The sequence below is a fragment of the Flavobacterium collinsii genome (assembly GCF_946903285.1).
In the GTDB taxonomy this organism is placed as follows: domain Bacteria; phylum Bacteroidota; class Bacteroidia; order Flavobacteriales; family Flavobacteriaceae; genus Flavobacterium; species Flavobacterium collinsii.
The window spans coordinates 3,544,819-3,568,855 of sequence record NZ_OX336425.1 but is presented as its reverse complement, the minus strand read 5'-3'; the positions used below and the strand labels follow the sequence as shown (position 1 = coordinate 3,568,855).

The window sequence follows — 24,037 nt, the reverse complement described above, 5'->3', positions numbered from 1 at the left end:
AATCAATAACCAAACATTAACATTTCATTTAAATACTGTACAATAATTTAATTAGTATTTTTGAACTTCTATCAAAAAACACCTAACCAAACTATGCGAAAAATTCAGATACAAGTTCTTCTCCTTTTTCTATCGGGTATTACTCTTTCTTTTGCACAACAACCACAAAAACCAACTTCTGTAGAAATTTACAATCAAATTAAAAAATTAAACTTTTTGGGTTCCGTATTGTACATCGCAGCACATCCGGATGACGAAAATACCCGTTTAATTTCTTATATGGCCAACGAAGTAAATGCCCGAACAGGTTATTTATCTTTAACGCGTGGCGATGGAGGGCAAAACTTAATTGGACCGCAATTGCGTGAATTGTTAGGCGTTATCAGAACACAGGAGTTAATCGAAGCCCGAAAAATTGACGGCGGCGAACAGTTTTTCTCTCGCGCAAATGATTTTGGTTACTCAAAAAATCCTGATGAAACTTTAGAAATCTGGAATAAAGATAAAGTATTAGCGGACATGGTGTGGACGATCCGAAAATTTCAACCCGATGTAATCATCAACCGATTCGATCATCGCTCACCAGGTACCACACACGGACATCATACCTCCTCGGCGATGTTAAGTGTAGAAAGCTTTAAACTTACAAACGATCCAAAAATATATCCGGAACAATTAAAATATGTAAAACCGTGGCAGGTTAAACGTCAGTTTTTCAATACATCCTGGTGGTTTTACGGAAGTCAGGAAAAATTTAACGCGGCCAATAAATCGAACTTTGTTCAGTTAGAAACCGGAGTTTATTATCCGGGAATTGGAAAATCTAATCAGGAAATTGCTGCTTTAAGCCGCAGCCGTCATCAATCACAAGGTTTTGGAAGTACCGGAGCCCGTGGGGACGAAACTGAATTTTTAGAACTTATTAACGGTGACCGACCTAAAGAATCTAATTTATTTGATGGAATTGATACTTCATGGAATCGCGTTAAAAATGGTAAACCTGTTGGCGATTTAATCTCTTCAATTATCGCTAAATATGACTTTAGCAATCCGTCGGCCAGTATTTCCGATTTGATCAAAGCCTATGTCCTGATTGAGGCCCTGGAAGACGATCATTGGAAAACCGTAAAAACGGCTGCTATAAAAAACATTATCGCTTCCTGCACCGGATTGTATCTGGAAGCTGCTGCCATCGAACAGGAAGCAACACCGGGAAGCACCATAAAAGTAACTCTTGAAGCCATTAACCGATCTTCTGTTGAAATGCAGCTGAGCAGCGTGACTTCGCTACCGGATCAAAAAAACACAGCACAAAATATTCCCTTAAAAAACAATAAGGATCAAAAAATAAGCTTGTCAGTTCAGCTTCCAAATACACTGGAATATACGCAGCCTTATTGGCTAAAAGAAAAAGCAACCGAGGGAATGTATACGGTTTCAAATCAGGAAAACATTGGAATTCCTGATATTATCAGACAGGCAAAAGTTGTTTTTAATGTTAAAATAGATGGTGTAGAAATTCCGTTCGAACGTACTGTAATTTACAAATATAACGATGGCGTAAAAGGTGAAATGTATAATTTTCTTGACATCGTTCCCGAAGTTACTACTTCAATTCTCGAAAAAGTTTTAATTTTTGGAAGCACACAGAGCAAACTGGTTCCGGTAAAAGTACGTGCGGGAAAAGACGGTATTAAAGGAAACTTACAATTGGAATTACCAAAAAGCTGGAGTGTTTCGCCTAAAGAAATTCCTTTTACTTTAGAGAAAAAAGGAAACGAGCAAATCTTTTATTTTGAAGTTACACCACCTGTAAATCCGGAAGAAACTGTTGTGAAAAGCATTGCTATTGTCGACAACAAACGTTTTGACAAGGATCAGACCATTATTGATTACAGTCATATTACTAAACAGATGGTACTAAAACCTGCGGAGTCAAAGTGTATTCGAATTGAATTAAAAACAAATGGTGACTCCATTGCTTACATTATGGGCGCCGGTGATGAAGTTCCGGAAAGTTTAGCGCAAATGGGATACAAAGTTACTATCATAAAACCGGAAGAAATCACCCCTGAAAAACTGGATTCCTTTAACGTAGTGATTACCGGAGTGCGTGCTTACAATACCGTAAATGCACTGGCACACAAACAAAACATACTTTTTAACTTTGTGAAAAGCGGTAAAAACATGATCGTACAGTACAATACCTATGGCCAAACCGTTACCGATCAGATTGCACCATATCCATTAAAAATATCAAACGATCGTGTTACGGAAGAAAATGCTAAAATTACCTTTCTGGCACCCAATCATCCTATTTTAAACACGCCAAACAAAATCAGTCCTAAAGATTTCGAAGGCTGGAAACAAGAACAAGGCTTGTATTACCCTGATCAATATGATCCTGCCTTCACTCCTATTCTCTCTTCACACGATAAAGGCGAATCGGCTAAAAATGGTGCTTTATTGGTAGCGCCCTACGGAAAAGGATACTATATTTACACCGGTCTAAGCTTCTTTAGAGAACTACCCGAAGGTGTTGCCGGTGCTTACCGACTGCTATCGAATATGATTTCATTAAAACAGCCTATAGAAGCTCCTAAACAAGAATTAAAAAAATAAACCATTCCCAATATGGAAGCTAAAAAAATAAAAAAATGGAAAAAGAGTTACACTTATGTTTTGGTAGCCAATGCCATTTACATTCTGATTTTTTTCTTAATCATGAAATTATACTCATAACCTATGCAACTATTTGATTGGATCGTACTAATTGTTACTCTTTTATTTATTGTTGGGTACGGCTCTTGGAAAACCAAAGGAAGTAAGAACGTCGAGGATTTTATTCTTGGAAACAACGAAACTCCCTGGTATACTGTTGGACTTTCGGTTATGGCTACTCAGGCCAGTGCCATCACTTTTTTGTCAACTCCCGGACAAGCTTATCATGACGGAATGGGTTTTATACAATTCTATTTCGGATTACCAATTGCAATGATTGTGATTTGTGTGACTTTCATACCCTTGTACCATAAAAACAAAGTCTTTACAGCCTATGAATTTCTGGAAAAGCGATTCGATTTAAAAACCCGCTCTTTGGCCGCTATTTTATTTTTGGTTCAGAGAGGTTTAGGAACCGGACTGACCATTTATGCTCCGGCGATTATCCTATCAGCCCTCTTGGGATGGAATTTAACGTTAATGAACATCGTGATCGGTGTTCTGGTAATTATATACACGTTCTCAGGAGGTACAAAAGCGGTCAACGTAACACAGAAACAACAAATGTTTGTAATCATGTCGGGAATGTTTATTACTTTTTTCCTGATTCTGCATTACCTTCCTAATGATATGACTTTTACAAGTGCCCTGCATATTGCGGGTGCCAACGATAAAATGAATATTGTAGATTTCTCTTTTAATCCCGAAGAAAAATATACTTTTTGGAGTGGAATCACTGGTGGTTTCTTCCTTGCACTTGCCTACTTCGGAACCGATCAATCACAGGTGGGACGTTATTTATCCGGAAAATCGGTTCGTGAAAGTCAAATGGGACTTATCATGAATGGACTTTTAAAAGTACCTATGCAATTCTTCATTCTGTTAACAGGAGTTATGGTTTTTGTCTTTTTTCAGTTCAATCCTGTTCCTTTAAATTTTAATCCCAACAATAAAATTGTGATTGAAAAATCGGCTTATAAAGAAGAGTATCATGCTTTAGAAAAAAAACTAAGCAATCTTTCAGAAGACAAAAAAGTGATTAATTTATTGTACATCGACCAGTTGAATCAGGATTTCGATAATCCGATTTTACGAAAAGAACTAGTTACTATATCAAATAAAGAAAAAGACCTTCGTGATCGTGCCAAAGAAATTATTTCGAAGGCAGACAGCAACAGTGAAACAAACGACAAAGATTATGTCTTTTTCCACTTTATACTGCATTATTTACCAAAGGGGCTTATCGGTTTATTGTTAGCCGTAATTCTTTCGGCCGCGATGTCTTCAACAGCTTCCGGATTAAATGCTTTGGCCTCTACAACCGCTATCGACATTTACAAACGAAATCTGAAGACCGAAAAATCCGAAAAGCATTACCTGAATGCCACTAAGTTTTTTACCTTATTCTGGGGAATTATTGCTATACTCTTTGCCTGCGTGGGGACCCTGTTCGAAAACTTAATTCAATTGGTAAATATTATTGGGTCTATTTTCTACGGAACCGTATTAGGAATCTTCCTTGTTGGTTTTTACCTGCGCCGTGTAAAGGCCAAAGCCATGTTTTTCAGTGCCATTATCAGTCAGATTACCATATTTATCATCTATTATTTCATGATTGCTATTTACCCAAGCGGTCAGGAAAAACTGGGGTATTTGTGGCTGAATTTTATCGGAGCCATTTTAACCATTGTCCTAGCGTTATTCATGCAGTTTGCCTTTTTTAGAAATGAGCCCGACGCTGAGGAGGTAGTTTTGGAATAGTTTAATTTAAAACCAGAAAAAATGAAACTGAATTTAGATACCATTGTCCTGTATGTTCAGGATGTGAACAACTTAAAATCTTTTTACACTACAATTTTTGGTTTTGAAATACTTGAAGAATACGAAGTCGAATGGGTGCTTTTGAATGCTGGTAACGCAAAAATCGGACTTCATAAAATTGGTGATCCCTATTTGGCACAAATTAAATCCGGTTATAAATTTGACAATAACACCAAAATCGTTTTTGAAATTAATGAAGACATTCATGCATTGAGACAAGTACTTCTTGATCAAAATGTATTGATGCGGGAAGTAAGTACTTTTGATACTTACGAATACTGGCTCTGTGATGGAGAAGATCCTGAAGGAAATGTGTTTCAATTGAAGCAAAAGAAATAAGGATTGAAAAAATTATGTTTGGATAAACTAATCTTTATCCAAACATAATTTTTTTCTGGATCGTGATGATTTAGCCCTGATGGAAGCGGCATCCTTTTGTGCCGGGGTTCGGCACAAAAGATACAGCGGACAGCAGGAATAGCTACAAAAACAAACCATCACATTCAAATATACGATCTTACATTTGAGTTTTTAAAAGACTGAGAATTCTTTTCAAATTTCTATCTTTGAGAAAGTAACCGTTAAAATTCCAACTCTATGAAAGATTTGAAAAAGTACAGCAATAAAACTAAGGCTGCTTTTATTTTATTGATTGTAATGCTTCTTATTTTACTGGGGAATTTCAATACACTTCAAAATTCAAAAAATGTAAATGAAAACATTAACGCCATTTACAAGGACCGCTTAGTTGTGGCACATTACATTTTTCAATATTCTAAAGAACTTCATTTTATAAAAGCTGAAGCCGAAAAACTAGATCTAAGCGATACGATCAAAAAAGACGAGATCGTTCAAACGCTAAATCTTATTCACACCATTGACGATTTGTATGCCAAAACGGTTTTAACCAATACCGAAAAACAATATTTTGATGCTTTTTTAAGTTCCTGCAAAGAAATAAACAATCAGGTCGCGAACAAAAACTGGAATAAAATTGCGGTTTCGAGCGATCAGGCGCTAAAAACTCTAGAAGCCCTGTCGCAAATCCAGATTCAGGAGGGAAAAGCAAAACTGGCAAGTGCAAACGCCATGTACAGTAAAAACAATAGCCTTGGGCAGCTTCAGATTGCCTTACTCATTATTTTGGGTGGCATCACTTTTTACTTACTGATTGTCAAAAAAATCAAAAAAAGTATCAAAATTCCGGAGCCTCCAAGTTTGAACTAATTTTAGTAGGTATTCTGATTAAGAATATTGCGAATATAGTACGCAGATTTTACGGATTCGTTTTACGAAAACGCGGATTTACGCAGATCTCTTTTCTTTAGAATTTTAACCGACATTCTCCTTTTATAAATTATGACACTCCCCCGGAGTTTTTTCGTTGTGGACGGTAATTGCGCTATAAATATTTTGCTCCTCCGGAGCTCATTCCATTTTTCATGGAAGATCACAAATAAAAAAAATCCGTGTCAATCCGCGTTTTCGTGAAACGAATCCGCGTAATCTGCGTGCAAAGCCAAAGTATATACCTCTGGATCAATAGCAATAGCAATAGCAATAGCAATGTCAATATCAATGGCAATGTCAATGGCAATGTCAATGTCAATGTCAATGTCAATGTCAATGTCAATGTCAATGTCAATGGCAATATCAATGGCAATATCAATGGCAATGTCAATGGCAATATCTATATCAATATCAAAACTAACACACTCTCTTACTTCAATTTCCTATCCTCTTCCTTAATTGGTAAATCATTTATACTTGCGAATCGCTTTTGCATGAGCCCGTTGACATCAAATTCCCAGTTTTCATTTCCATATGCTCTGAACCAGTTTCCATCCGGATTCTGATATTCATACTCAAATCGCACTGCAATTCTGTTTTCCGTATGTGCCCAATACTCTTTTTTAAGCTTGTAATGCCTTTCTTTTTCCCATTTTCGGGTTAAAAACTGAATGATTGCTTCCCTGCCGTTTACAAACTGATCTCTGTTGCGCCATTCGCTGTCAATCGTATAGGCTTTTGAAACACACTCAGGATCCTGACTGTTCCAGGCATCTTCAGCCAATTGGATTTTTTCTAAAGCCGTTTCGTAAGTGAAAGGCGGCAATGGTAACTTCTGTTCCATAACTATAAAATTAAAGTTTGAATTATTTTTTTGGATTGTTCAATAAGCTGATTGGATTTAAAAAGCTGACTTTCGATAATACAGCTTTCAAAAAGCAAATAAACATGTGCTGCAACAAGCTCATTGTCAATGTCTCTCCCGAAATAATTTCGTAAATCTGATTTATGATTTTGAATTACAGCAAGCATTTTTACATTGTCTGCCGGTATTTCCGAAAGCAGGTTCAGAAAACTGCACCCCCTGAAATTTTCCTTCTGATTCATAAAGATCAAAAAATCAAAAGAAGCCAAAACCTTTAGCCTGGTATCTTTTTTATCCAAAGTGAAACTTTCCAGTTGGTTAAACCAATACTCATGTCGCTGGTTTAAAAAAGCAACACCCAAGTCTTCTTTTGATTTAAAATGCTGATAAAAGCTTGCCTTTGCTACTTTCGCTTCTTCAATGATCTGATTTATCCCGGTAGAATTATATCCCTGGGTATGAAACAAAACGGAGGCTTTATCTAAAATTCGTTCTTTGGGCTGCATGTGTTAGAAATGTTTTAAAGTACAAATATATGCATTTTTCACAAAAAAACAGACCAGTCTGTCTGTTTTTTTTCAATAATTATCTTTTAATGCCCTCCCACTCGTGTATCTTCTATCTACCAAGCATGTATTTTCAAAAAAAATTCCAAATTCCATTCCAATTAAACATTGGAATTTGGAATTTGGAATTTTAAAATTTAGATTTTAATAATTCAATGAATTATTATCTGCTCCATTCAGCAATACTATCTTTATTCAACTTTACATAATCTTGATTTTTAGCAACTTCAGCAGCAGCCAAAGAAGCTTTTGCTGTTTCTATAGCTCCTTTTTTATCTCCTTGTTTCGCCTGAATTTGCGATTTTAATCTTAGGATGTAGTAAGGCTTATCAGTGCTTAAATCTAATGACTTATCTACATAAGTTCTGGCTGTTTCGATATTTCCGTTAGCTTGGAACAAATAAGTAGCAGCTGAGAAATAATCGTTTGAACTTGGTCCGCCTAAAACTTTATCGATGCTTGCAGTCGCAATTTTTGCAGTTGGCACCTCGAATTTTAACGCTACATGAGAATTTTCCCAAGACATTTCTAAATAACCGTAATTTGGATCTAAACCATTAATTCCGATAGTAAAAGTCTCTACAGGAGTTGGCAATGCATCTTCTTTTACCGTAGTTCTCAAAGCTACGTAAGAGTCACTCCAGTTTTCAGGTAATCCCCAGTTGTCAGTAGAAAGGTAAAATATAACTTCCCAGCTTTCGATTTTAGGAATGGTATAAATTGCATATTTTCCTTTTTTCAATGTTTTTCCGTCAATCACTACATCATCACTAAAGTTAATGATAGTGTTTTCGTTAGCTCCGGTTCTCCATAATTTACCAAACGGAACTAAATTTCCAAATACGGCTCTTCCTCTGGCGCCAGGTCTTGAATATGTAACTTCAACATCAGTCAGACCAACTGTTTGCTTGATGTATCCTTTAGGACTCGCCTGTGGCGTTTTTATTTGTGCTTCTGAAGCAAAAGGAGCCAAAACGATGGCCAATGCAATAAGTAGTTTTTTCATTTTCGTAGTTTATTTTGTTCCCTCAAATTTACAAATTCAATTAGCGAACAAATGTTAAATTTAACTTAATTCAACCTTTTAATTGCGATATTTTTTGCGCATTTAATTCGTGAAAGTGGTTGATAATCAAATCAGCATCTGATAAATCCTGAAGTTTTGAATGATGACTGTTATACCCCACACAAAAAACACCTGCTCCCTTGGCTGCTTTCACTCCGTTTGTACTGTCTTCAATGATGATACAGTTTTCTTTTGGAGCTTTGGATAGTGTAGCTGCGTGCACAAAAATAGCCGGATTTGGCTTCGATTGCGGAAAATCTTCACCACTTACGATGTCGGTAAAATATTGATGCAGATTAAATCTGGTAAACACACGCTCGATCGTTACTTTTGAAGCTGAGGAAGCCAAAATTAATTGTATCCCATTTGCATATAAATCTTTTATCAAATCTTCAACGCCTTCTAACAGATACAGATCTTCTTTGGTATCAAAAGCATCATTAAAGATATTTCTTTTACGCTGAATTAAATCTTCTACTTCATGCTCAATGGTTGGAAAAAGTCCTTTTAACGTCTGAAACGTATTTCGTGTCGAAAATCCGGTAAACGAGGTATACATTTCTTCTGTTACGATTATGTTTAATTCCGAGAATTGTTTGTAGTAAGCATAACGATGTACGGGTTCAGTGTCTACAATCACACCGTCCATATCAAAAATTACTGTTTTTATCATTTTTTTTAAGTTACTAAGGTTCTGAGGGGCTAAGGGGCTAAGGTTTTTTTTAGATGCTGAGGTACTAAGTGGCTAAGGTTCTGAGTTTAAAACTTAGTTCCTCAGAACCTTAGTATCTTAGCATCTTCCTATTCTCTTTTAAGCAAATGACGGATCACCGTTTCAGCAACATGCAGACCAAATAAGCCCGGCATATAACTGTTGGTTCCGTAGAATGACTTTTTGAAGTTTTTTCCGTCTGTTAGTTTCAGACTTTTTTCGTCCTGAATTTCAGAAGAAAAAACGACCTTGAGTTTGTTTATTTTTTCTGCTTTTAAACGCTTTCTGATCGTTTTTGAAAAGTAACAGTTTATCGTTTTAGAAATATCAGTGACTTTTACTTTCGATGCCAACATTTTTCCACCCGCGCCCATACTGCTGATGATTTTTACTCTTTTACGTTTGGCTGCAATGATCAGGTTCAATTTTGGTGTGATACTGTCGATACAATCCAAAACATAATCAAACTCAGAAGAAACGATTTCGAAAGCTCTTTCGGGAGATAAAAACTCCTTTACTCTAGTAAGTTTCAATTCCGGATTGATATCCATCAATCGATCTCCAACAATGGTAATTTTTGGCTGACCAACCGTTGAGTGCAAAGCCGGCAATTGTCTGTTTATATTTGTAATATCTACGACATCCCCATCTACAATTGTCATGTTTCCTACTCCTGCCCTTGCCAAAAATTCAGCTGCAAATGATCCAACTCCTCCTAAACCTACTACCAACACATTGGAATTTTGTAGGTTTTGCAATCCTTCTTTAGTAAATAAAAGCTCGGCTCTTTCTGTCCACTCTGCCATATATAATGTTTTTCTTTTGTTTAATATTGTTTCTTTTGTTTCAAGTTTCAGGTTGCTTCCGGTTTAAGAAGTTTGCTTCTGAAAAACACCCTTGAAATTTGCTGAAATAGTGTCCTGCAATTCTTTAATCGTCCAATTTTTATAGGTTGCCGCCAATTCGTAAACCTGCTCTATACTTTCCTCAATGGTATCGGTTTCCAGAAAAAAGCGATCATGTGGAATACTTTGAAAAACAGTTTTTAAATCGGGATTTCGCAGGAGATATTTCCCAAACGAAATATAAAATTCTTCTTTAACTAGCTGTGCCGCAATCTGACCGTTTTTAGAAAAACCGTGAACGATCATAGGAACCGAAATTTTCATTTTCTTTTTAAGGAGAATCACTTCCTGAAAAGCAGCAACACAATGTATGACTACAGGTTTTTGGTATTTTTCAGCCAAAGCCAATTGCTTCTCAAAAACGATAATTTGTTGTTCTAACGGAATTTCGATTCGCTTGTCTAAGCCACATTCTCCAATAGCCAGACAATTTTTGGATTGTAATTTTTCTTCAATAATTTTCAATTCAGCATCAATTTGATCCTCTTTTATGTACCAGGGATGAATTCCAACAGAATAAAACGGAATCGAAGCATCAAACTCTTGCGGGTATTGATTAACCAACTCCAGTACATTGGATTGATTTTTAAGCTGATGGGTATGAAAATTAAAGAATTCCATTAATGAAATGCTTTAACTCCCGCTTTGATGGCTACATTCAGATCATTTTCTAAAGGAACTAACGGACAGGAATATCTATGATTATAAGCACAATACGGATTATACGCCTGATTAAAATCGACTGCAATTGTATTTCCTTTCGGGATTTTCAAATCAATATATCTTCCTCCAATATAACTTTCCTTACCCGAAGTTAAATCTGAAAAAGGTAAAAACAGATGATCTTTATATTCCTTCGTTTTCGAAAGCTCTATGTTTCTGTAAACATTCAATTTAAGGGCAACTCCATCAATTGTGAAATATAAAGTTCCGTATTTGATGTATTTTGGCGTTCTTGTTCCAGTTGTTTTCATTTCGAAAACTTTTTCGTTTTGTGCTTTCTCCAATTTTGCAGTCACAAAATACTTTGCGTTTATAGGATAAAAATCTAAACTTTTAAACGTTTTCAAATCTTCTTCCATTAACGGACTCGTCTTAGCATCAGCATATTCTGAATTTATTGTCTTTTGAAATTTTTCGCTTTCCTTTTGATCAAATTTACTTTGTCCCAAACAAAAATTAATCGCTAACAATACTAAAAAAACTATACTATTTTTCATCTTAGAAATTTTGAGCAAAAATAGTTCAAAAGTAACAAAGCAGCAACCGCTCATCCATACAAAGTTTACTAACTTTGTTGCAAATAACTTATTTATAATGCTTAAAACCGCTTTTAGCCGCTACATCAATAATTTTAAAGGTTTTTCACGAGAAATTTGGATTCTTGCTATTGTTACTTTTATCAATCGTGCCGGAACAATGGTGCTTCCATTTTTGTCCAAATATTTAAAAGAAGATTTACATTTTACTTATAATCAGGTAGGCTGGATTATGGTGGCTTTTGGTTTCGGATCAATGTTAGGTTCCTGGCTGGGTGGAAAATTAACAGACAAAATCGGATTTTACAAAATCATGATTTTTAGTTTGTTTACTAGTGGAGTTTTCCTTTTTCTTATTCAATATGTTACACATTTCTGGACGCTTTGCATCGCGATATTTTCTTTAATGACCATTGCCGATATGTTTCGCCCGGCGATGTATGTTTCTCTTGGTGCTTATTCTGAACCCGAAAACCGAACGCGCGCCCTTAGTTTGGTGCGTCTTGCCGTTAATTTAGGATTTGCAGCAGGACCTGCATTAGGAGGTTTGATTATTATGGGTATGGGGTATTCAGGCTTATTTTGGGTAGACGGTGCATCGTGCATCATCGCCATTTCGATATTTGCCATACTGGTTAAAGAGAAGAAAAAAATACTACACGAAGATAAAATCGAAAGTACTGAAGTTAAAAAATCGGTTTTTCAGGACAAAATCTTTTGGGTTTTCTTGTTTGTGTGTTTTGCGACGGCTATCATATTCTTCCAGCTTTTTACCACCTTACCGCTGTATCATAATGAAAAATTTGGTTTAAGTGCGTTTCAGACCGGACTATTAATGACATTAAACGGGTTGCTTATTTTTACTTTAGAAATGCCAACTGTTGCTTTTATGGAGCGAAAAGGCTTTCCTAAAATAAAAATTATCACACTTGGATCTTCCATTATAGCCTTGAGTTTCTTTTTACTATTAATTAATGTTTGGGCATGGATTCTGGTAATCAGCATGATTCTTTTCTCGATTGGAGAAATTCTCAACTTCCCCTTCTCTAATGCTTTTGCACTAAGCCGGGCACCGCGCGGACAGGAAGGCCGTTATATGGCACTTTACACCATGAGTTTTAGTCTTGCACATATTGTAAGTGCAAAATTAGGATTCGAAATCATCTCCCGATTCGGATACCAAATCAATTGGCTTTTCATGGCTTCTATTGGAGTTTTTGCAACGCTATGCTGCTTTTGGATTAAAAAGGCATTGGTCAGGGAGAAAATATCTTAAAAACTTACTCTCCTTATATCCCTTATCGTTTATTAGACCCGACAGGTTTTTGAAACCTGTCGGGTTTGTTTATATATGAAAACAATTTTTACAGGTCAAAGTCCAATAATTCTCTTGGATGTTTTCCTAATTATTTAATCCATAAAAGAAATTCGATCATAGGTTATAAGTTCTTATAACGTTTTAAAAAAAAATATTCGCGTCTTTTACTAAAATAATGATAGGTCATGCAAAAAGTAAAAGAAAAGCAAAATTGGCAAATCGCCTCAGAGATTGAATTAATTTACAAAACCAAAGTAAAAGCATCCCAGCGCCCACATATAGGTTCTTCTTGTTCAGTTTATAAATTGGCTCTGAAAATCTGGGACCCCGGAAAAATTGAGTTTCTCGAGCAGTTTAAAGTATTCCTGCTCGACAGATCAAATAAAGTATTGGGAATATTTGAAATTTCGTCAGGAGGAACAACAGGAGCTTGTGTTGACCTTAGATTATTGTTCGTGGCAGCGCTCAAAACAAATGCAACAGGCATTATTATAATTCACAATCATCCATCGGGTAAAATACTTCCTTCACTTGCTGACAAATTGATTACTAAAAAAATAAAAGAGGCAGGTACAATCCTGGACATTGTTTTAGTAGATCACTTAATAATCACTTCAGAATCCTATTTTTCTTTTGCAGATAATGCTATTCTCTAATATTTGGCCTTCCAAAATTTCAAAAAAGCTATACAACCCATAATCCATTTAGCTTTTATTCAAATTCTGTCCAAACTCTATTATACAAGTTTTCCTTGACTTCTTTTTTAAACTTTAAATCTACGAGTGCATCTTTAGACGCCCCTAAACCATGTTAAAAACCTATAAAACAACTTATTAAACTTAATTTTAAACTAACTTTAATGCCTCTAAAAGACATTCAAAACGTAATTTTTAGTTAAATAACTATTTTTATAGTTGCATAACTAGAAAAATAGTTGTAGGTTTGAATTAAAATTAGAAAACATGCAAAAGTTAACGAACAAAGAAGAGGAAATCATGCATATTTTATGGAGGCTTAAAAAAGCTTTTGTAAAGGAAGTTCAGGCAGAAATAACAGAAGATCAACCCCACTACAATACCTTATCGACTATAGTGCGTAATCTGGAAGAGAAAGGATTTGTGGCTCACAATGCTTTTGGAAACACACATCAATATTATCCAATCATTACTTTAGAAGCCTACAGTAAAAAGTATATGAATACGGCAATTGACAACTATTTTAATAGTTCGTATAAAAATATGGTTTCATTCTTTGCTAAAGAGGAGAAAATTTCGGCGGCAGAATTACGTGAAATTTTAGACATGATCGAAAATCCAAAAGAAGAAAAATAATTGTTTATGGAAGCACTTTTCTTATTTATCGCAAAATCCGGTGGTTTATTAATATTGTTTTATTGTGCTTATTATTTTTTACTGCGCAAAGAAACTTTTTTCAACAGCAACAGATGGTTTTTATTGACTGGTTTGATTACTTCAGTAGTGCTGCCATTTTTGGTATATTCTAAAACTGTGTGGGTAAATCCTACTCCCGTGACCAATTTGAATTATACTACTGTTTATCAGCCACCGCTTATCGAAAATGATGCTTCCGTAATTAACTGGAATCTAGTGCTCCTTTCAGTCTACGTTATAGTACTTCTAGGATTACTTTTAAAATTTGCTTTCGATTTTTATAGTCTGAATACAGTTTTAAAAGGAAAAAAAATCACACAGCAAGCCGATTTCAAATTCATCGATACCAACGAAAATATCGCCCCTTTCTCTTATTTTGATTATATCGTATACAACTCATCAATGTATACACCTTCGGAATTAGAAAGTATTATCGAACATGAAAAGGTGCATAGTGAGCAAAATCATACTGTAGATGTTTTACTGTCCAGAGTATTTTGTGTTCTCTTTTGGTTCAACCCGATCATGTGGCTGTATAAAAAAGCAATTCTTCAAAATCTGGAATTCATCGCCGATAGTGAAGCTGCACGAAAAATCTCCGACAAAAAAGCGTATCAGTACACACTTTTAAAAATTACAACACATGAAAATTGTGTTGCCATTACCAATCATTTTTATCAATCATTAATCAAAAAACGAATCATTATGTTAAACAAAAATCAATCAAAGAAAAGAAATTCCTGGAAATTTGGAGCAATAGTTCCGGCACTTGCGGCATTTGTATTATTATTTCAAATCGAAGTAATTGCCAAAGAAAAACAACAAACGGCAAAGGTAATTTCAGGAAAAACAGAATCTGTAGATGTTTACAAAATCAAAAAAAATACTACAGATGCTGAATTAAAGGACATCAGAGAAAAATTGAAATCAATTCATAACATTGAATTTAAGGCTTCTGAGATAAAAAGAAATGCTGATAACGAATTAATATCAATTAAAATTGATGTTAAAAATGGTAAACAGCAAGCACAATCTGTTCAGACTTCAGGAAATGAAGCCATTAAAGATTTTGGCCTAATTGTTACAACGGATACGAATGGCAGTAAAAATGTTGGTATTCAGACTGCTGATGAAAATAATAATTCTGAAAGTCACAAAGAATCCAAAAAAGTAAAAAGTAAAAAAGTAATCCTTAAACAAACTAAAGATGTTAACACTAATTCTGGTACTGACACAAAAATTACTGGCAATACTCATACAAATACTAGCACTACTACTGTAATTACAGATGATAACGGCACAACCAGTGTGTCTACTACAAATAATGATGGCAAAATTATTATTTCAACATCAGGTAAAGCTAATACAAAAGAGCCTAAACTTATCATCGTTGATGGAGTCGAAATGCCTGCTAATTATAACCTTGACGACCTTAAACCAAAATATATTAAAAAAATGAGTCTTTACAAAGGAAGTGAAGCAACTTCCAAATATGGAGAAAAAGGATCTAATGGTGTAATCGAGATCGAAACGCATCAATAAGAAAGCTTAAAATGCAAAAGCTAACCAACAAAGAAGAGGAAATCATGCACATTTTATGGAAGCTTAAAAAAGCTTTTGTAAAAGAAATTCAGGCAGAGATCACAGAAGATCAACCACATTACAACACTTTATCTACAATTGTTCGTAATCTGGAAGAAAAAGGTTATGTAAATCATAGTGCTTTTGGGAACACGCATCAATACTACCCGCAGGTAAGTATCGAGGAATATCGAAAAGGATTTATGAATACCGCTATTGACAATTATTTTAATAGCTCTTATAAAAGTATGGTTTCCTTTTTTGCTAAAGAAGAGAAAATTTCGGCAGCAGAATTACGTGAAATCTTAGTCATGGTCGAAACTCCTAAAGAAGTAATATAATTGTATATGGAAGCTATTTTCATTTTTATCGCAAAATCAAGCGGATTATTGGTGTTGTTTTATTGTGCTTATTTTTTTTTATTGCGCAAGGAGACTTTTTTTAACAGCAGTCGATGGTTCCTGTTGGCCGGATTAATTACCTCTGTCATTTTACCTTTTTTGGTTTACACAAAAACGGTATGGATTGAGCCCACTCCTACTGTTTATACTCCACTTGCGGTTTCTGCGAAAGCTACAGGGACAGCTTTAGATTACTCAAAAACGTATCTTTCACCAGCTGTAGAAAAAGACATGTTTGAGATTGATTGGAATTATGTGATACTTGCCATCTACATACTTGGTTTTCTGGCTTTGGTTATAAAATTCATGATTGACTTTTACAGTCTGAATTCTGTGCTAAAAGGGAAAAAAGTACAGCAGCAGGCCGATTTCAAATTTGTCGATATCAGCGAAAATATTGCTCCCTTCTCCTATTTTGATTATATCGTGTACAACTCATCAATGTATACACCTTCGGAATTAGAGAGTATTATCGAACACGAAAAAGTACATAGCGACCAAAACCACACCATGGATGTTTTGATCTCAAGAGTTTTTTGTGTCTTGTTTTGGTTCAATCCTTTTATGTGGCTGTACAAAAAAGCAATCCTTCAAAACCTTGAATTTATTGCCGACAGTGAAGCTTCTAAAAAAATAACCGACAAAAAAGCGTATCAGTATACGCTTTTAAAAATAACAGCACATGAAAGTTGTGTTGCAATCACCAATCATTTTTATCAATCATTAATCAAAAAACGAATTGTCATGTTAAACAAAAATCAATCAAAGAAATGGAATTACTGGAAGTATTATGCCATCATTCCGGCACTTGCTGCTTTTATCTTTTTATTCCAAATTAAAACCATCGCACAAGAAAAAGAAGCTAAAGAAGTTAGAGAATCAAAAGGGATCATCGAAAAAAATGACTCAACCGATGTTATTAAAATCCAAAAAAATACTACAGATCAGGAACTTAAAAAAATCTCAGAAGATCTCAAACAAAAACACAATGTTGATGTTGTTATCTCGGATGTAAAAAGAAATAGTGAAAATGAGCTGACCGCAATTAAAGTGGATGTAAAAAGACAAAATGGCAAAACACAAACCATTCACATTGAAAGCGATAAACCTATTAAAGGCTGTGGAATTGTGGTATCAACTCAAAATAATGGTTCCAAGAGTGTAGCTTTAATAACGGATGATGCTCCAAATAGACCCCGAATTTTCAGAAATGAAGTTGCAGAAGTAGGAGAAATCAATGATACAGATGGGACCCCTCCTACGCCTCCAACCCCTCCGGCAGCTCCTGCATACCCAATGGAATCAATGCCGCAAATGCCATCATTAGATGTTCCCATGCCTCCAATGCCGCCAATGAATCCAGGCAGTAAAGCTGACATGGCCAAATTTAAAAAGGAAATGGCTGAATATGAAAAGAAAATAAAATCTATCGAACCGGCTATGGCAGCTTATGAAAAGCAAATAAACACTATCACAGCAAAAAGCGATGAGATTTATGAAAAAGAGATGCAAAAATACCAGCTTGCTATGGATAAATTCAGTGCTGAAATGGACAGATTTGCACAGGATATAGAGCAGAAGTACGGAAAAGATTCTAAAGTTTATGAAGTAAACATGAGGCAATATGAAAGCGACATGAGACACCATAAAATTGAGATGAAGCATTATGAAAAAGAGATGAAACGACATGAGAAAGAAATGAAGCTTTATGAAAAAGAAATGAAAAAGCTTGAGAAAGAAAGCAGAAAATCGTAATCTCGGCTTTACTTAAAAATACTATAAATACTTAAAAATCAAACTAAAAGACTTTGCCTGACCGCAAAGTCTTTTTTTTATACCTTTGCAAAAAATTTAACCGTTATGTACAAAGTTTTAGCCCGAATCAACAAAATACTGTTGCCAAGTTTTACGAAACAAGGTCTTGACATTACGAAAGCAAAAAAATGGCAGATGGCGGTCATCGGTTATCGTGCTTTTGTTACCAAACGGGCATTGGAATAATCCCATAAAATATTTTCCTCAAAAAATACTAAACTTTTAGTATACACTATAAGCTACCGCTCTGATGGTTAGTTTTTCCCTCCCATTACATTTCCATGCAAAATAAAAATTTTAATATTCCTCCTGTTTACGCTGTGCTTTTAGCAATTATAAGCGTTCAGTGTGGAGCAGCAATTGCAAAAAGTTTATTCCCAACCATTGGTGCTGCAGGAACAGCTTCTTTACGAATTGGAATTTCGGCTATAATCTTACTATTAGCTTACAGGCCAAATTTAAAAGCAATCACTCCAAAACAATGGAAAATTGTTGTTCCTTATGGTTTGACTCTTGGCGCCATGAATTTGATTTTTTATATGGCCATAGAAAGAATCCCGATTGGCTTAGCAGTAACACTTGAATTTATAGGTCCGTTATTAGTTGCTATTATTGGTTCAAAGCGTTTACTTGATTATTGTTGGGTATTACTGGCAGCAGCGGGAATTGTTTTAATCGCACCCTGGTCAAATGACAGTATTGATCCTATAGGTGTTTTGTTTGCGCTTTTGGCAGGTGCATTATGGGCTACTTATATTATTCTGGGAGGAAAAGTGTCTAAAATCATGCATGACGGACAGGCAGTTGCCACGGGAATGTTATTTGGAGCTGTTTTAATTTTACCGTCTGGTTTCTATGAAAACGGACTCGCAAATCTTACTCCTAGTTTTTTTGGAATGGGTGTTGCTTTGGCACTTTTATCCAGTGCAATTCCGTTTACACTCGAAATGAAAGCTTTGGGACAGCTCCCTCCTCGTACTTTTAGTATATTAATGAGCCTGGAACCTGCTGCTGCTGCCCTCTGCGCTTATGTTTTCTTACAGGAGCATTTAAATTTTTGTGAAATTATCGCAATTATCTGTGTTGTAATTGCTTCAGTAGGATCTACATTAACTGCAAAGAGGTAAATAGCAAAAATTCAAATTCCAAATTACAAATCCCAATTTGAAAGTCGGAATTTAGAATTTGGAATTTAAGAATTGGGTCTAAGACCTGGTGTCTAAAAATTATATTAACTTTTTGGCAATAATACCGTATCAATTACGTGAATTACACCATTTGACTGATTTACATCTGCAATAGTAACTTTAGCACTGTTTCCGCTTTCGTCAGTAAGGTATAAATCTTTTCCTTTCATCCAGGCTGTCAGTGTACCACCGTTAACCGCTTTAATAGTTGCTTTTCCTTTACCTTCTTTAATTGCTTTTGCAATACCTGAAGCATTCCATTTTCCTGCTACTACATGGTAAGTCAGGATATTTTGAAGCATTTTTTTGTTTTCTGGTTTCAATAATGTTTCAACAGTTCCTTTTGGTAATTTATCAAATGCTGCATTTGTTGGGGCAAAAACAGTAAACGGTCCCTTTCCTTCAAGGGTTTCTACTAATCCGGCTGCTTTTACAGCTGCTACTAATGTCGTGTGGTCTTTTGAATTAACGGCATTTTCAATAATGTTTTTATTTGGATACATTGCAGCTCCACCAACCATTACAGTTTTTTGCGCAAATGATGTAAATCCAAATCCCAATGCTAAGATTGCTACGGCTAAAAATTTTCTAGTTCTCATAATTAATAATTTAAGTTATAAGCTCATTTACGCGGTAATAATCGTTTTGGTTTTATTAAATCATTAAAATAAATCAAAAAATGCCGAAATATTTTCAAAGAAGGCTATAGAACAAGTGTTTACAGCGAATTTAATTTTCAAATAAATTTAAATATTTTCTCCTTTGCCAGGTAAAGGTTTAGCACTAGGAAAGCACAATTCATTAATATTATTTATTGAATGATAACCCAGTTTACGATAGCTTTCAAACTGAGCTTCATCAAAAAACTGATCCGCAGTAGACTGTTGTGGAAAATCTGGATTAGCCAGAGCGTACTCGCGTATATCAATAGGTTCATCACCCGTCAAAGCAGCTTTTATATAAATTAAAGTGCCAGCCTCTTTCACTCCGGGATATTTAATTTCTCCTTTGATAATGTGTTTTTCTGATTTTCCATCACGTTTTGCAATATCCTTGAAATCATCTAAAACAATTTCAACGCCGAAATCAATACGGCATCTTCTAATTGCATTGGCCAGACCTTCGCAGGCAACCTCCTGATCTTGTTCGCCATCTCCCAATATGATATGATGACAACGTCTTCTAATAAGTTCATACAATCCCATATTGTCAAAATGTCCTCCATCCGATAGGCACACATAATTCATATTGATATCGGATTTACCAACCAAATCTTGAATCAGATAAAGTAAACCAAATCTTGGATCAGAGTCCTTCCATCTTTCACGTCTTGTATTGCCAATCCACCACCCCAAACGAACATTAAAAATGGTTAGTAAAAAAGCCATAGGAGCGGAAGAATGGTAGCCCCAATTCGGATTTACCGCCGCTCCTGATATTGCCATTGCAGTCCCGATAGTAGGCCCTCCTTTTTCATTAGAAAATTTATCGGTAGGACGATAACCGTATTCATAAACATGGTCTATATCGTAAGTAGAAGGACGTGTTGGACTAAAATCATAACCACAATACAACGGAGTAAATACAAATGATTCTGCTTTACGATCTTGTCGGTCCAACGCCGAAACAACGGTTGCATTAAGTGCTGTATTAAGAATAGGATACGGCCCGAAATAACCGTCATCAACCTTCATCGATGACAGTAAAATGTCGTCATTGGTATCAAAACCGGTAAATGCATTAGCCGTTTTAATTCGATCTTCTCGGCTGCGGGTCGCTCCCATAAAAGCTCTTATAAGCCGATTGCGGTAAAAATGGTGAAGCGAAAACTCATTAACCCCTACACGCCAACTTAAAAAATATGTTATCAAAAACAATCCTACCGTTGTCAGAAAATTCACAACACCAGTGTTCCCTTCTCTTATCCAATTGATAAGACCTGAACCGATAAGCAGCACTCCAATCATAAAAATAAAGGGCACAAGCTTAACAATGATATTTACAATGTAACCCGTTTTACCCGATTCTTCATCACCTTTGGATGCAAAAGCAATTTTTACTCCCCAGGCAATTATACCTGCCCAGCCTCCCCAGGCAACAGGAATTACAATTGACATATTACTCCGAAAATTGGCCCGAAAATCGGTCCATAGATCGGGCATGATAAATACGGCAAAACAAATAATAACCCAGAAAAGTACAAAACGGTTTATATATCCTCCTGTTCTTCCCCACCACTCACGACGGTAATCGGGAAACAATTTGCCTAATATTGCCATTCTGGTTATTATAGCAAGAGAAAAAATCTCAAGAACGATCGGCAGTCCGAACAACAACATTACTTTATCTGTACATATCCTCTCATTTAAATTTCTAACCGGAACCAATATTAATTCATAATTTTTCCAAAACAAGTAAAGCAATACGCTTAAAATGGCTGCGGCCATAGCAGATGATACTGTTAATAGTACAGTGAACCAGCTAAAAAATCCGGTCTCGCTTATTTCATTCTTTTCTTCCGTTTTTTCTTCATCAGACAATTTCTCCCGTATTACATTTGCTTTTCCCAGCTGAATAAGATCGTATCTTTTATGGTAATTCCCCAGTACTGCTACGAGAATTAATGCAATGAATGCGGGAAGCGATACATTAAAAGCAAACCAGAAATAAAGATTTTCATTTTTACGACAAATTTCAGCTATACTGATATTAAACATAAATGTACTGACCAAAAAAGCACAAATAATCGTCCATGTTATAAGTAAATAAGGCAGAGTACCTGTTATATTGGTAAGAAAGGGAATATCAATATTAAAAACATTCCAAATTTTTGTGACTTGGGCTACTTTTCTTTTCTTTTTTACTTTATAAAAAGATCGCATGGCAAAAGCAGCTGTAAGCGCTCCAAAAGTCAGCATTACCATATTCAATACAAAAAATGGAATTTCATTCTTTTTCTCCAATCCTTTTAATAACTGTCCAAGAAATTCCCAACCTCTGTAAAGCTCAAGAATTATAGAAAAAACAGTCAATAACACCAATAGTAACAAAGTTTGATTGACAAGAGTATTCCTCAACCACGTCATTCCGGATGTCCAGGCGTCAGGAGACATCATTCCTACATTTGGCGAAAGGTAGTTACTAAACATCCTGAGCCAGCGTATAGGACGGACTTCATCGGCAAATGGATCGGATGATTTTTCGGGACATAGCTGATCTGTAACTTTACTAAAAGATCCGGATCGTTTGATCCAAGAGGTATACCAGGTTCCAATATACCCTCCTCCCGATACGGTAGAGATATAATCAATTTTTTCTAAAACATCCAGACTGGCCAATCGCTGCAGTACTCCAAGGTTAAATGTAGCAGAGCGAATACCTCCACCGGAAAAAGCAAGACCGATAAGCTTCATCTCGGTAGCTCTCAACATGGGATCGTGTATTTTCGATTCATCAGCAGCAATCTTTAACATTGTCTCGTTTAAACTTTCATCACTTGTTGTTGATGCCTGCCATTCCTCACTTCTCTTCTTACGTGCGTTACTAATTTCGTCCAGCTCATCATTAAACAATGTTTCAAAAGGCAATGGAAATTCAGTCCTTATTTTCCTGTCAGAATTATTATTCAGCAACTGTTCAATAAGCAATTTATCATTAGTAAGATACTTTATAGCCTGCTCGCCATTTTCACTCCACCAATCCTCATGATTTTTAGAATCTTTATCATTTAAAATCTTTGAGTAATCATATATCTTCTCTCTTGCCGCATAAAATTGATATAGGCGAATATCATATGCTGATTTGTTCTGACCGGTAATTGCCTGAATAACTTGTACTGGCATGTATCGAAGTACTCTTGCCAACTTTTCCCTTTCGCCTAAATTTTCTTTGTAAAGTGCAGTCCGTATGCGCTGTCTCCAAAAAAAAGGAACTCTAAACAACAGTAATTCATTCGATTCTGGCTTATCCATATATCTCTTATCGATATTGTTGGCAAGCCAATCTAAAAGATCATAAATTATATCCAGATATACTTTTGTCAAATTCTTATCTCCATGCTTATCTGAACTATGCCAGACTAAGTCTGTTATGATGTCTATTTGACCAGGAGTTAATTCATATATACCATAGTAATCTTGATCCTCCTTCCCAAGATTTTTCCATGAATCTTTTTCTAAAAATGCTTTAGGAAAAGTATTCTTAGGATTACTTTTTAAAATATCCTGAAAAAGCGTCAGATATGATATTGCTTCAGCGGTAAGGTCAGTAACTATATCCATAATATTGGGGTTTTATGATTTATAAACAGCAGTGTTTAGTTGCTGCAATAATAGGTTGTAGTATAAAATCCTGCCTTTTAACAGGCTAATTGTTCCCTAAGGGCATCATCTAAAAATGCTTTTTTTGAGTTTTGAAAAACTGTACTAAATTACATTAAATCAAAAGTTAAAAAATGAGTACAATTACCTGTTTATAAAAAACTTGCGCCTGTATTTTCGGATACTTGGGATCATTTTTCTCAAAATCATGTTCGACTTCGAATATTTTTTTAACTTTAGAATAAAAATCGATTTATTATGGAAAATCTTCCTAAAAAAGTTAGAAGCAAAAAGCTAAGTACAAAAGTTGATTTGACCGCAATGGTTAGTGTTTCATTTTTATTAATCATCTTTTTTATGGTAGTTGGTGAATTGTCAAAGCCTAAAATTATGGATTTATGCCTTCCTGAACCTCCTTCCAAAGAATGGGACGGAGTTATACGTTGTTACGGAGGTGTAATGGATCGTACTATAACAGTTCTTCTGGATGAAAATAATAAAGTGATTACTTATTATGGAAATTTGTATAATCCTATAGAAAGCCCAAAAAAAATGGATTATGGAAAAAATGGCATTCGTAAAGATTTGTTTGAAAAAAATAAAACTATTCGTGAATATTCGGCTGCATTAGGAAGACCAAAAAATGGTGCAATAGTAATTATCAAACCTAGCAAAAAATGCAATTTTAAAAATCTTGTCGATATTCTGGATGAAATGGCAATTGCAGGAATCGAAACTTACGCAATTGTTAATGAGTTTACTCCCGAAGAATCTAATTTACTAGCCTTAAATTAAAAACATTCTCAATCACTAAAACTAT

At 35.3% G+C, this 24,037-nt stretch carries 22 protein-coding genes; 13 read left to right on the top strand and 9 right to left on the bottom strand.

The genetic code is table 11. The annotated features are described in order from the left end of the window. The first annotated feature begins 93 nt into the window (after window positions 1–93). The 4 genes from OGZ34_RS14730 to OGZ34_RS14715 all read left to right on the top strand — a co-directional run bounded on the left by OGZ34_RS14730 (window position 94) and on the right by OGZ34_RS14715 (window position 5,769). On the top strand, window positions 94–2,622 hold the full coding sequence (locus OGZ34_RS14730) for a PIG-L family deacetylase (protein WP_263360702.1): 2,529 nt from the start codon (window positions 94–96) through the stop codon (window positions 2,620–2,622). 123 nt (window positions 2,623–2,745) lie between these two features. Then, window positions 2,746–4,482, top strand: a complete 1,737-nt coding sequence (locus tag OGZ34_RS14725; protein ID WP_173967465.1) for a sodium:solute symporter — start codon at window positions 2,746–2,748, stop codon at window positions 4,480–4,482. A 21-nt stretch (window positions 4,483–4,503) separates the two neighbouring features. Continuing rightward, entirely contained in the window at window positions 4,504–4,881 is a 378-nt protein-coding gene (locus OGZ34_RS14720; protein ID WP_263360701.1) for a VOC family protein, read from the top strand. 258 nt (window positions 4,882–5,139) lie between these two features. Then, complete coding sequence (locus tag OGZ34_RS14715; RefSeq protein ID WP_263360700.1) at window positions 5,140–5,769, top strand: MCP four helix bundle domain-containing protein; 630 nt, start codon at window positions 5,140–5,142, stop codon at window positions 5,767–5,769. A 493-nt stretch (window positions 5,770–6,262) separates the two neighbouring features. Here the strand turns inward: OGZ34_RS14715 and OGZ34_RS14710 are convergent, their stop codons facing one another. From OGZ34_RS14710 to OGZ34_RS14680, 7 genes are all read right to left on the bottom strand, one after another. Further along, window positions 6,263–6,676 carry a nuclear transport factor 2 family protein gene (locus OGZ34_RS14710; protein WP_263360699.1) on the bottom strand — a complete coding sequence of 138 codons (414 nt, stop codon included), beginning with the start codon at window positions 6,674–6,676 and terminating at the stop codon, window positions 6,263–6,265. Between the two features lie 2 nt (window positions 6,677–6,678). Then, entirely contained in the window at window positions 6,679–7,203 is a 525-nt protein-coding gene (locus OGZ34_RS14705; protein WP_263360698.1) for a TetR/AcrR family transcriptional regulator, read from the bottom strand. Window positions 7,204–7,426: 223 nt separating this feature from the next. Beyond that, window positions 7,427–8,269 (bottom strand): DUF2911 domain-containing protein, encoded by an 843-nt coding sequence (locus OGZ34_RS14700; RefSeq protein WP_173967459.1) that lies wholly within the window; start codon window positions 8,267–8,269, stop codon window positions 7,427–7,429. A 70-nt stretch (window positions 8,270–8,339) separates the two neighbouring features. Then, complete coding sequence (locus OGZ34_RS14695; RefSeq protein WP_263360697.1) at window positions 8,340–9,002, bottom strand: HAD family hydrolase; 663 nt, start codon at window positions 9,000–9,002, stop codon at window positions 8,340–8,342. A 128-nt stretch (window positions 9,003–9,130) separates the two neighbouring features. After that, complete coding sequence (locus OGZ34_RS14690; protein ID WP_263360696.1) at window positions 9,131–9,847, bottom strand: tRNA threonylcarbamoyladenosine dehydratase; 717 nt, start codon at window positions 9,845–9,847, stop codon at window positions 9,131–9,133. A gap of 63 nt (window positions 9,848–9,910) precedes the next feature. Then, window positions 9,911–10,567, bottom strand: a complete 657-nt coding sequence (locus OGZ34_RS14685; RefSeq protein ID WP_263360695.1) for a TatD family hydrolase — start codon at window positions 10,565–10,567, stop codon at window positions 9,911–9,913. Continuing rightward, window positions 10,567–11,166, bottom strand: a complete 600-nt coding sequence (locus OGZ34_RS14680; RefSeq protein WP_263360694.1) for a DUF1684 domain-containing protein — start codon at window positions 11,164–11,166, stop codon at window positions 10,567–10,569. Before OGZ34_RS14680 ends, OGZ34_RS14685 begins: the two co-directional genes overlap by 1 nt. Window positions 11,167–11,263: 97 nt before the next feature. Between OGZ34_RS14680 and OGZ34_RS14675 the strand changes: the two genes are divergently transcribed. The 8 genes from OGZ34_RS14675 (at window position 11,264) to OGZ34_RS14640 (ending at window position 18,838) form a co-directional block, all read left to right on the top strand. Beyond that, window positions 11,264–12,481 (top strand): MDR family MFS transporter, encoded by a 1,218-nt coding sequence (locus OGZ34_RS14675; RefSeq protein WP_263360693.1) that lies wholly within the window; start codon window positions 11,264–11,266, stop codon window positions 12,479–12,481. A gap of 227 nt (window positions 12,482–12,708) precedes the next feature. Continuing rightward, window positions 12,709–13,179, top strand: coding sequence for a JAB domain-containing protein (locus tag OGZ34_RS14670; RefSeq protein ID WP_173967453.1), 471 nt, complete (start codon window positions 12,709–12,711; stop codon window positions 13,177–13,179). Window positions 13,180–13,485: 306 nt separating this feature from the next. Next, window positions 13,486–13,854, top strand: a complete 369-nt coding sequence (locus OGZ34_RS14665; protein WP_263360692.1) for a BlaI/MecI/CopY family transcriptional regulator — start codon at window positions 13,486–13,488, stop codon at window positions 13,852–13,854. Window positions 13,855–13,860: 6 nt separating this feature from the next. Then, window positions 13,861–15,456, top strand: a complete 1,596-nt coding sequence (locus OGZ34_RS14660) for a M56 family metallopeptidase (RefSeq protein WP_263360691.1) — start codon at window positions 13,861–13,863, stop codon at window positions 15,454–15,456. 11 nt (window positions 15,457–15,467) lie between these two features. Next, window positions 15,468–15,836: a BlaI/MecI/CopY family transcriptional regulator gene (locus tag OGZ34_RS14655; RefSeq protein ID WP_173967451.1), complete on the top strand. Its 369-nt coding sequence runs from the start codon at window positions 15,468–15,470 to the stop codon at window positions 15,834–15,836. Between the two features lie 6 nt (window positions 15,837–15,842). Then, window positions 15,843–17,651 (top strand): M56 family metallopeptidase, encoded by a 1,809-nt coding sequence (locus OGZ34_RS14650; RefSeq protein ID WP_263360690.1) that lies wholly within the window; start codon window positions 15,843–15,845, stop codon window positions 17,649–17,651. 105 nt (window positions 17,652–17,756) lie between these two features. Next, on the top strand, window positions 17,757–17,897 hold the full coding sequence (locus OGZ34_RS14645) for an SsrA-binding protein (RefSeq protein WP_173967449.1): 141 nt from the start codon (window positions 17,757–17,759) through the stop codon (window positions 17,895–17,897). A 95-nt stretch (window positions 17,898–17,992) separates the two neighbouring features. Continuing rightward, window positions 17,993–18,838, top strand: coding sequence for an EamA family transporter (locus OGZ34_RS14640; RefSeq protein WP_263360689.1), 846 nt, complete (start codon window positions 17,993–17,995; stop codon window positions 18,836–18,838). A gap of 104 nt (window positions 18,839–18,942) precedes the next feature. Here OGZ34_RS14640 and OGZ34_RS14635 read toward each other — a convergent pair whose 3' ends face one another. Further along, a complete protein-coding gene (locus OGZ34_RS14635) occupies window positions 18,943–19,497 on the bottom strand; it encodes a fasciclin domain-containing protein (protein WP_173967447.1) in 555 nt (184 codons plus the stop codon). Window positions 19,498–19,644: 147 nt separating this feature from the next. Continuing rightward, window positions 19,645–23,178, bottom strand: coding sequence for a patatin-like phospholipase family protein (locus tag OGZ34_RS14630; RefSeq protein ID WP_263360688.1), 3,534 nt, complete (start codon window positions 23,176–23,178; stop codon window positions 19,645–19,647). A gap of 297 nt (window positions 23,179–23,475) precedes the next feature. Between OGZ34_RS14630 and OGZ34_RS14625 the strand changes: the two genes are divergently transcribed. Then, window positions 23,476–24,012, top strand: a complete 537-nt coding sequence (locus OGZ34_RS14625; RefSeq protein ID WP_263360687.1) for an ExbD/TolR family protein — start codon at window positions 23,476–23,478, stop codon at window positions 24,010–24,012. The last annotated feature ends 25 nt before the right edge of the window (window positions 24,013–24,037 follow it).

Bases quoted from the DNA above. Each gene is read 5' to 3' on its own strand.
- OGZ34_RS14675 (WP_263360693.1), top strand. From the start codon at position 11,264: ATGCTTAAAACCGCTTTTAGCCGCTACATCAATAATTTTAAAGGTTTT.
- OGZ34_RS14670 (WP_173967453.1), top strand. From the start codon at position 12,709: ATGCAAAAAGTAAAAGAAAAGCAAAATTGGCAAATCGCCTCAGAGATT.
- OGZ34_RS14655 (WP_173967451.1), top strand. From the start codon at position 15,468: ATGCAAAAGCTAACCAACAAAGAAGAGGAAATCATGCACATTTTATGG.
- OGZ34_RS14730 (WP_263360702.1), top strand. From the start codon at position 94: ATGCGAAAAATTCAGATACAAGTTCTTCTCCTTTTTCTATCGGGTATT.
- OGZ34_RS14695 (WP_263360697.1), bottom strand. From the start codon at position 9,002: ATGATAAAAACAGTAATTTTTGATATGGACGGTGTGATTGTAGACACT.
- OGZ34_RS14705 (WP_263360698.1), bottom strand. From the start codon at position 7,203: ATGCAGCCCAAAGAACGAATTTTAGATAAAGCCTCCGTTTTGTTTCAT.
- OGZ34_RS14630 (WP_263360688.1), bottom strand. From the start codon at position 23,178: ATGGATATAGTTACTGACCTTACCGCTGAAGCAATATCATATCTGACG.
- OGZ34_RS14720 (WP_263360701.1), top strand. From the start codon at position 4,504: ATGAAACTGAATTTAGATACCATTGTCCTGTATGTTCAGGATGTGAAC.
- OGZ34_RS14715 (WP_263360700.1), top strand. From the start codon at position 5,140: ATGAAAGATTTGAAAAAGTACAGCAATAAAACTAAGGCTGCTTTTATT.
- OGZ34_RS14685 (WP_263360695.1), bottom strand. From the start codon at position 10,567: ATGGAATTCTTTAATTTTCATACCCATCAGCTTAAAAATCAATCCAAT.
- OGZ34_RS14700 (WP_173967459.1), bottom strand. From the start codon at position 8,269: ATGAAAAAACTACTTATTGCATTGGCCATCGTTTTGGCTCCTTTTGCT.
- OGZ34_RS14660 (WP_263360691.1), top strand. From the start codon at position 13,861: ATGGAAGCACTTTTCTTATTTATCGCAAAATCCGGTGGTTTATTAATA.
- OGZ34_RS14635 (WP_173967447.1), bottom strand. From the start codon at position 19,497: ATGAGAACTAGAAAATTTTTAGCCGTAGCAATCTTAGCATTGGGATTT.
- OGZ34_RS14725 (WP_173967465.1), top strand. From the start codon at position 2,746: ATGCAACTATTTGATTGGATCGTACTAATTGTTACTCTTTTATTTATT.
- OGZ34_RS14665 (WP_263360692.1), top strand. From the start codon at position 13,486: ATGCAAAAGTTAACGAACAAAGAAGAGGAAATCATGCATATTTTATGG.
- OGZ34_RS14645 (WP_173967449.1), top strand. From the start codon at position 17,757: ATGTACAAAGTTTTAGCCCGAATCAACAAAATACTGTTGCCAAGTTTT.
- OGZ34_RS14650 (WP_263360690.1), top strand. From the start codon at position 15,843: ATGGAAGCTATTTTCATTTTTATCGCAAAATCAAGCGGATTATTGGTG.
- OGZ34_RS14625 (WP_263360687.1), top strand. From the start codon at position 23,476: ATGGAAAATCTTCCTAAAAAAGTTAGAAGCAAAAAGCTAAGTACAAAA.
- OGZ34_RS14690 (WP_263360696.1), bottom strand. From the start codon at position 9,847: ATGGCAGAGTGGACAGAAAGAGCCGAGCTTTTATTTACTAAAGAAGGA.
- OGZ34_RS14640 (WP_263360689.1), top strand. From the start codon at position 17,993: ATGCAAAATAAAAATTTTAATATTCCTCCTGTTTACGCTGTGCTTTTA.
- OGZ34_RS14710 (WP_263360699.1), bottom strand. From the start codon at position 6,676: ATGGAACAGAAGTTACCATTGCCGCCTTTCACTTACGAAACGGCTTTA.
- OGZ34_RS14680 (WP_263360694.1), bottom strand. From the start codon at position 11,166: ATGAAAAATAGTATAGTTTTTTTAGTATTGTTAGCGATTAATTTTTGT.